Source organism: Stenotrophomonas sp. P5_B8 (genome assembly GCF_054049855.1).
Genome location: NZ_JBFULO010000160.1, coordinates 1 through 8,113, shown reverse-complemented (window position 1 = coordinate 8,113; position 8,113 = coordinate 1). Strand labels below are relative to the sequence as shown.

The 8,113-nt window shown below is 69.2% G+C and carries 9 protein-coding genes; all 9 read right to left on the bottom strand.

What is annotated here, in order from left to right; translation table 11 throughout:
• Nucleotides 1-1,104: metallophosphoesterase N-terminal domain-containing protein (locus tag ACXJKH_RS10655; protein WP_457319410.1), on the bottom strand; the 1,104-nt coding region annotated here is incomplete at its 3' end.
• A gap of 93 nt (nucleotides 1,105-1,197) precedes the next feature.
• Nucleotides 1,198-1,821, bottom strand: coding sequence for a bifunctional phosphoribosyl-AMP cyclohydrolase/phosphoribosyl-ATP diphosphatase HisIE (gene hisIE / locus ACXJKH_RS10650; protein WP_457319409.1), 624 nt, complete (start codon nucleotides 1,819-1,821; stop codon nucleotides 1,198-1,200).
• Nucleotides 1,811-2,587 carry an imidazole glycerol phosphate synthase subunit HisF gene (gene hisF, locus ACXJKH_RS10645; RefSeq protein ID WP_457319408.1) on the bottom strand — a complete coding sequence of 259 codons (777 nt, stop codon included), beginning with the start codon at nucleotides 2,585-2,587 and terminating at the stop codon, nucleotides 1,811-1,813. The genes hisIE and hisF overlap by 11 nt, the downstream gene beginning before the upstream one ends.
• Nucleotides 2,581-3,315, bottom strand: a complete 735-nt coding sequence (hisA, locus tag ACXJKH_RS10640) for a 1-(5-phosphoribosyl)-5-[(5-phosphoribosylamino)methylideneamino]imidazole-4-carboxamide isomerase (RefSeq protein WP_256773892.1) — start codon at nucleotides 3,313-3,315, stop codon at nucleotides 2,581-2,583. Before hisA ends, hisF begins: the two co-directional genes overlap by 7 nt.
• Entirely contained in the window at nucleotides 3,312-3,914 is a 603-nt protein-coding gene (hisH, locus tag ACXJKH_RS10635; RefSeq protein ID WP_256773893.1) for an imidazole glycerol phosphate synthase subunit HisH, read from the bottom strand. Before hisH ends, hisA begins: the two co-directional genes overlap by 4 nt.
• Nucleotides 3,911-4,984 (bottom strand): bifunctional histidinol-phosphatase/imidazoleglycerol-phosphate dehydratase HisB, encoded by a 1,074-nt coding sequence (gene hisB, locus ACXJKH_RS10630; RefSeq protein WP_457319407.1) that lies wholly within the window; start codon nucleotides 4,982-4,984, stop codon nucleotides 3,911-3,913. The genes hisH and hisB overlap by 4 nt, the downstream gene beginning before the upstream one ends.
• Nucleotides 4,981-6,072, bottom strand: a complete 1,092-nt coding sequence (hisC, locus tag ACXJKH_RS10625; protein WP_457319406.1) for a histidinol-phosphate transaminase — start codon at nucleotides 6,070-6,072, stop codon at nucleotides 4,981-4,983. Before hisC ends, hisB begins: the two co-directional genes overlap by 4 nt.
• Entirely contained in the window at nucleotides 6,069-7,364 is a 1,296-nt protein-coding gene (hisD, locus tag ACXJKH_RS10620) for a histidinol dehydrogenase (protein WP_457319405.1), read from the bottom strand. Before hisD ends, hisC begins: the two co-directional genes overlap by 4 nt.
• A partial coding sequence (hisG, locus tag ACXJKH_RS10615; protein WP_457319404.1) for an ATP phosphoribosyltransferase occupies nucleotides 7,361-8,113 on the bottom strand: 753 nt, incomplete at its 5' end. The genes hisD and hisG, both read right to left, overlap by 4 nt.

The window sequence follows — 8,113 nt, the reverse complement described above, 5'->3', positions numbered from 1 at the left end:
GCTGTCCTTCACTCCGGACCAGAACGCACCACAGGCGGCGCCGACGTTGTACTCATGCAGCGGCTTTGCCCCCTGCCAGCCTTCGGCGGCACCGTGGTAGTAGTGCTGCTGGGTGTGGCTGTGGCCGCTGAGCACCAGCACGTTGGGGAAATCCTTGAGCAGCCCGAACAGGCGCGTGCGGTCGGCATGGCGGAAGGTTTCGCGGCCCGGGGCGGCATCGAACAGCGGAATGTGCATGCCCAGCACCACCAGCCGGTCGCGCGGCAGGCCCTTGAGGTAGTTGCCGAGGAAGGTGAACTGGTCCGCGCGCAAGCCGCCCACGTAGGTCGGCTTGGCCTTGGGGTCGTAGACCACGTCATCGAGGAACACGAAGCTGGCCCCGCCCTCCTCCACCGCGTAGGTATCGGGGCCATAGACCGCCCGCCAGCTGTCCAGCGAATGGCGGTCGTCGCCGGCATCGACATCCAGGTCGTGGTTGCCCGGCACATGGAACCACGGCACCTGCAGCTGCGCGGTGGCCTTGTTGATGGTCGGGTACAGGTCCAGGTCGTCGTTGACGATGTCGCCCAGCGTGGTGCCGAGTCGCGCCGGATGCTTGCCGATGATCGGTTCGACGATGGCGCGCCGGTAGTAATCGATGTCGACCTTGCTGGCGGTCTGCGAATCGGTGAACACCAGCATCTCGAACCCGGCGCGTGCCGCATCGCTGCCCTTGGCCGGCTCCAGCGCGAAATCCCAGTTGCGGGTGTTGGTGCCGGTCGCGTGGATGCCGTCGTACTTCAGCCGCGGTGAGCCCTGCGGCGCGTAATGACGCCAGTAGGCCGGCAGCCCGTTGTCCGCGGCCGGGAAGCGATACTCATCGGGCTTGATCACGAACACCGTCTGCCCCTCGCGCACGGGCAGGCTGTAGCTGCCATCGGCGGCGGTGCGCACGATGGTTTCGCCGTTGGAGACCTGCACCCCCGCCAGGCCCGGATCGGTCGGCCCGCGACCGGGCTTGCCGTCGCGCTCCTGGTAGACCTTGCCACTCACGGTCACCTCGGCGGCCAGGGCGGGTGCGGTGGTCAACAGCAGGCAGGCCAGCCAGGCAGCAGTGCGGGTCATCGGGACAGTCCGTTCAGGGGTGGGTGATTGTAAAGCGGCACATCATCGCGTGTGCCGCGTTTCACCGACGTTAAACGGCACGCGCGGTCGCGCTCAGCGTGCGTGCCGCGTTGCCAGCACCTGCACCGCATCGTCCAGCGACAGCCCGCGCGCGCGCAAAAGCACGATCAGGTGGAACAGCAGGTCCGCCGATTCACCGAGCAGCGCGGCGTCGTCCTGCACCACCCCCGCCAGCGCGGTTTCCACGCCCTCCTCGCCCACCTTCTGGGCGATGCGGCGGGTGCCGCCTTCGAACAGCGTGGTGGTGTAGCTGCYGGCCGGGCGCTGCTGCTCGCGCTGCAACACCAGCGCATCCAGGCGGCCGAGGAAGTTGCCCGGTGCCTGCGCGAAGCAGCTTTCGCTGCCGGTGTGGCAGGTCGGGCCGGCGGGSCGGGCGCTGACCAGCAGGGTGTCGCGGTCGCAATCGATGCGCACGGCGACCACGGCCAGCACGTTGCCCGAGGACTCGCCCTTGGTCCACAGCCGCTGTTTGCTGCGGCTGTAGAAGGTCATGTGCCCGGTGGCCAGGGTTTGCGCCAGCGATGCGGCGTTGGCGTAGCCCAGCATCAATACCGCCAGGGTATCGGCGTCCTGCACCACGACCGGCAGCAGGCCATCGCCCTTGGCCCAGTCCAGCCCGTCCAGGGCCTCGCGCGAGGGCAGTACTTCAATAGACATCTCGAACCTCGCTCTGCTGCGCGCGCAGGAACTGCTTGAGCGCGGGAATGGCGATGGCGCCACTGTGGAAAACACTGGCGGCCAGCGCGCCATCAACGTCGGCCTGGTCGAACACGTCGGCGAAGTGCTGCATCTCAYCGGCGCCACCGGAAGCAATCAATGGCACCTGGCACAACGCGCGTGCCTGGCGCAGCTGGGCCACATCGTAACCGCGGCGCACGCCGTCACTGTCCATGCAGTTCAGCACGATCTCACCGGCACCGCGGCGCTGCGCTTCCACCAGCCAGTCCAACGTACGCACGGGGACCGCCTGGGTCTTGTCCGGATCGCCGCTGAAGCGGCGCACCCGCCATTCCCCGTCCGCCTCGCGCACCGAGTCGATGCCGACCACCACGCATTGCACGCCGAAGGCATCGGCCAGTTCCTCGATCAACGCCGGACGACCCAGTGCCGGCGAGTTGATCGAGATCTTGTCGGCGCCGGCATACAGCACCCGGCGCGCGGTCTCCACATCGCTGATGCCGCCGGCCACGCAGAACGGAATGTCGATCAGCCGCGCGATGCGCTCGATCCACGCCACGTCCACCGCGCGCCCTTCCGGGCTAGCGCCGATGTCATAGAACACCAGCTCATCGGCGCCCTGGTCGCGGTAACGCAGCGCCAGTTCGGCGATGTCGCCCATGTCCACGTGATCGCGGAAGCGCACGCCCTTGACCACGCGGCCGTCGCGCACGTCCAGGCAGGGAATCAGCCGACGGCTCAGCATGCCAGCGCTCCCTGCAGGGTCATGCGGCCTTCCAGCAAGGCCTTGCCGAGAATGGCACCACCGCAACCCACCGCCTTGGCGTCGGCCACGTCGGCGGCACTGCGCACGCCACCGGAGGCCTGCACGGCCACGCCCGGGAGCAGCGCTGCCAGATGCTGGTACAGCCCGATGTTGGGGCCGGACAGCATCCCGTCGCGGGCGATGTCGGTGCACAGCAGGTGCCGCATGCCGGCCTGGGCATACCGCGTGGCCAGCACGTCGAGCGTGTCCTCGGCGGTTTCTGTCCAACCATGCACCGGCAGCAGCCAGCGGCCGTCGTCGGCCTGGCGGGCGTCCAGTGCGATGGTCAACCGCTCCGGGCCGAACTCACCGAGCCAGCCGATCACCGTTTCCGGCTCGCGGACCGACACCGAGCCGACCACTACGCGGGTCGCGCCGGCATCGAGGATGCGCGCGACGTCGTCGCGCGAGCGCACGCCACCGCCGGTCTGCACCTTCAGCGGGGTCTGCTGCGCGATCGAGGACAGCAGCGGGGAAAGCGTGTAGCCACCCGCCCGCGCGGCATCCAGATCGACCAGGTGCATCCAGTCCGCGCCGGCGTCGGCAAAGGCCTGCGCACGCGGCAGCGGGTCGTCGCCATAGGTGGTCTGCTGCGCGTAGTCGCCCTGCAGCAGGCGCACCACGCGGCCTTCGCGGATGTCCAGGGCGGGATAGACGGTGAAACTCATGTCGATTCGTTCTCGATGAAATTGCGCAGGATCCGCGCGCCGGTGGCGGCGGACCGTTCGGGATGGAACTGGGCCCCGCTATGGCGGCCGCGCTGCACCACGGCGGCAAACAGGCCGCCGTGATCGCAGGCCGCCACGGTGTGCTCACCCAACGGCGCGGCGTAGCTGTGCACGAAGTACGCACTGGCGCGCTCTGGCACACCCGCCAGCAGATCCGATTCGCGCAGCGGCAGCAGCCGGTTCCAGCCCATGTGCGGCACGCGGATGCCGGTGGCCGGATGCAGGTGGCGCACCACTCCCGGCATCAACCCCAGGCATTCCACGTGGCCTTCCTCGGAGCCCTCGAACAGCAGCTGCATGCCCAGGCAGATGCCCAGCAGCGGCACCTCCAGGTCGCGCAGCGGTTGCACCAGGTCCTGCGCATGCAGGCGCGCCATGCCATGCGGCGCCGCGCCCACGCCGGGCAGGATCACCCGCGACACCCCGCGCAGCCCCTTCGCATCCCGCACCAGCCGCACCTGCACGCCCAGCCGCTCCAGCGCATAGCGCACCGAGCCAAGATTCGCGCCACCGGCATCGATCAGCGCGACCTCGCTCACAGCGCCCCCTTGGTGCTCGGCAAGGCGGTGCCCTGCCGCGGCAGCGCCTGGCGCAACGCACGCGCCAGCGCCTTGAAACAGGCCTCGACCTTGTGGTGGTCGTTGTCGCCGCGCACGTTCAGGTGCAGGTTGAGTCCGGCCGCATCGCAGAGCGAGCGGAAGAAGTGCGGCACCAGCTCGGTGGGCATGTCGCCCACCCGCTCGCGCTTGAACTCGCCCTCGAACACGAAATAGGGACGCCCACTGAAATCCAGCGCAGCGCTGGCCAGGGTCTCGTCCATCGGCAGGGTGAACCCGTAGCGGCCGATCCCGCGCTTGTCGCCCAGTGCCTCACGCAACGCCTGGCCCAGTGCCAGCCCGGTGTCTTCAATGGTGTGGTGCTCGTCGATGTGCAGGTCGCCCTCGGCCTGCACGCTCAGCGCGAACCCGCCGTGCTTGCCGATCTGCTCCAGCATGTGGTCGAAGAACGGCAGTCCGGTATGGGTCTGCGGCTCGGCGGTGCGGTCCAGATCGACCTCCACGCGGATCTTCGTTTCCTTGGTATTGCGCTGCACGACGGCGCGGCGCGGCGCATCGGCCAGTTCATGGGCGATGCCGTTCCAGTCCCAGTCGCCGCCGAACTGCCCGGTGCGCAGCTGGAAGCCGCGGATCTTCATGTTGTCGGCGAACTGGATGTCGGTAGGCCGGTCACCRACCATCGCCGAGCGGGCCCAGTCGATGCTGCGGTCCTGCAGGTAGGACAGCATCATGCCGATGCCCGGCTTGCGGGTCGGTGCGTTGTCGTGCGGCCAGGTGCCGTCGATGAGCACGTCACGGAAGACGATGCCCTGGCTGGCGAAGATCTGCAGCATCAGGTCGTTGGGACCCTCGAAACTGGCCTGCGGATAGCTTTCGCTGCCGAGGCCGTCCTGGTTGCTGACGATCACGAACTGGTAACCGGCATCGCGCAGCTTGAGCATGGCCGGGATCACGTCGCGCACGAAGCGGATCTTCTCGTACGCATCGATCTGGAAATCGGCCGGCTCCTCGATGAGCGTGCCGTCGCGGTCGACAAACAGGATGGGCGTCATGCGGCAACCCTCCGTACCGACAGCGCACTGAGCACGCGATCGTTCTCCAGGGTGCTGCCCACGGTGATGCGCAGCGCGTCGTGCAGCTGCGGCGCAGCGCGCTGGTCGCGCACCACCACGCCCGCATCGAGCAACGCGTCGAAGGCCTGCTGCGCATCGGCGAAGCGGACCAGCAGGTAGTTGCCCTGCGAGGGATAGACCCGCAGCACCCCCGGCAGCACCGCCAGCGCCTGTTGCAGGCGGTTGCGCTCCAGCTTGATCCGCTCCACGCGTGACGCCGTCAGCTGCAGGTTGCTCTCGCTCAGCCCGGCCAGGGCCAGATCGGCGCACGGGCCGGGGATCGGATACGGGGCCTGGCAGCGGCGCAGCAGCTGGATCAGGGCCGGCGCGGCGATCAGGCTGCCGATCCGGGCCGCCGCCAGCGCGTGCGCCTTGGACAAGGTACGCAGCACAGCGAGGTTGTCGTACGTTGCCAGCAGCGACACCGCCGACGGCAGCACCGCGTACTCGGCATAGGCCTCATCCACCACCACCAGCGCCCTGCCCTGCAGCGCACGGGCCACCTGCTCGATCTGCGCCAGCGCGATCGCGCTGCCGGCCGGATTGGACGGTGAACACAGGAATACCAGCTTGGCGTTGCCGGCCAGCGCGGCGGCGATCACCGCGTCGATATCGACGTTCAGTGCGTCGCCGTCATCGCGCAGCGGCACCTCCAGCAGCGGTGCGTTCTGCAGGCGTGCGCACACCGCGTACATGCCGAACACCGGCGGCGTCACCAGCACCGCATCCCGGCCCGGTTCGCACAGCGCGCGCACCAGCAGGTCGATCGCTTCATCGCTGCCGCGCCCCATCAACAATTGATCCGGGGCGCAGCCATAAAGATCGGCCAGGCGGGCGCGCAAGGCAGCCGGCTGCGGGTCCGGATAGCGGCGCGCGCGGCCTTCGCTGTCGGCCGGGTTAGCCCAGGCCGATTCGTTGGCATTGAGCCACACATCGCCCACCAGCGCACTGCTGCGCGCCGAGGAATAACCCGCAAAGGCCTGCAGGTCCGGGCGCACCAGCGACATCACCGACGACGAGGCGCTCATGCGGCGGCCTCCATGCGCAGGGTCACCGCGTTTTCATGTGCGTCCAGGCCTTCGGCACGTGCCAGCACGCGCGCGCAGCCACCGATCGCGGCGATGCCCTGCGCGGTGGCCGACTGCACGCTGATCAGGTTCTGGAAGCTGGCCACGCTCACCCCGCTGTAGGCGCGGGCGGCGCCGGCGGTAGGCAGCACGTGGTTGGTGCCGCTGCAGTAGTCGCCAAGTGCTTCGGGGGTGTAATCGCCCAGGAACACCGAGCCGGCCGCTTCGACCTGCTCCAGCCACGCACGCGGTTCACGCAGGGCCAGGATCAGGTGTTCGGGCGCGTAGCGATTGCTGATCTGGAAGGCCTGTTCCAGCGAATCGACCCGGATCAGCTGCGAGGCCTGCAACGCCTGCGCGGCGATATCCGCACGCGACAGCCGTGCCAACTGCGCCTGCACTTCGGCGGCCACGCGGTCGAGCATCGCCGCGTCGTCGGTAAGCAGCAGCACCTGCGAATCCGGGCCGTGCTCGGCCTGCGACAGCAGGTCGGCGGCCACGAACGCCGGGTTGGCACCCGCATCGGCGATCACCAGCACTTCCGACGGCCCGGCCGGCATGTCAATCGCCGCGGCACCGTCCTGCGCCACTTGCTGCTTGGCTTCGGTCACGAAACTGTTGCCCGGGCCGAACAGCTTGTCGCAGGCCGGCACGCTGTCGGTGCCATAGGCCATCGCGGCGATCGCCTGCGCACCGCCGAGCTTGAACACCCGGTGCACGCCGGTCAGGCGCGCGGCCACCAGCACGGCCGGATCGGCGCTGCCGTCCTTGCGCGGGGGCGTGCACAGCACCACTTCGCGGCAGCCGGCCAGCTGTGCCGGCACGCCGAGCATCAGCGCGGTCGACGGCAACGGCGCGCTGCCGGCCGGTACATACAGGCCGACGCGACCGATCGGACRCACGACGCGCTCGCAGCGCACGCCCGGTGCGGTCTCCACCGCATAGCCCTGGCTCATGCCCGCCTGGTGGAAGGTGCGGATCCGCGCAGCGGCATCGGTCATCGCCTGGCGCAGTTCGGCAGACACCGCCTGTTCGGCCACGGCGAATTCCGCCTCGCTCACTTCGAAGCTTTCCGGCGCCACGCCGTCGAAGCGCAGGGTGATCTCGCGCAGCGCGGCATCGCCGCCCGCGCGCACCGCCGCGATCAACGCCGCGACCGATTCACGGGTGCGCCCCGCCACGGCCTGGACCGGGCGTTGCAAGGCCTGCGCCTGGGCGCCGGCATCCAATTGGGACCACGTCAGACGATTCATGCCAGCGACCGCTCCACGCTCAACACCATCAACCCCTGCGCACCGGCGCGTTCCAGGTCCTCCAACCGCTGCCAGGTCAACGCGCCGTGGCACATCGTCTGCAAACGCAGGTGGCCGCCGTCATCGGGCAACTGCACCAGCGGGTCGGCATCGGGCAGCAGCCGGGTCAGCTCGGACACCCGGTCCAGCGCGGCGCGGAACATCAGCAGCTTGCTGTCCTGCACCTTCACCACGCCATCCAGGCGCCGCAGCAGCATCGCCATCAGCCCGGCGCGGGCGTCATCGGGCGTGCGCACCGGACCGGCCAGCACCGCTTCGCTTTCGATCAGGGTTTCCACCGGCTTGAGCTGGTTGGCGGCCAGGGTCGCGCCGCTGGACACCAGGTCGCAGATCAGGTCGGCGGTGCCCAGTCGCGGCGCGATTTCCACCGACCCGGACAGTTCCACCACCTGCGCGTCCACGCCGCGTGCGGCCAGCCAGTCGGCCAGGATCGCCGGGTAGCTGGTGGCGATGCGCTTGCCGGCCAGTTGTTCCACCCCGGTCCATTCCCACTCTTCGGGCACCGCCAGCATCAGCCGGCACTGGCCGAAGTTGAGCCCGCGCAGCGCCTGGTAGGCATCGGGCAGGCCGAGCCGACGGCGCGCGGCGCCCTGCTCGTCCAGTTCGTTGCGGCCGACGATGCCGAAGTCGCACACGCCATCGGCGATCAGCCCGGGGATGTCGTCATCGCGGACCAGCAGCAGGTCCAC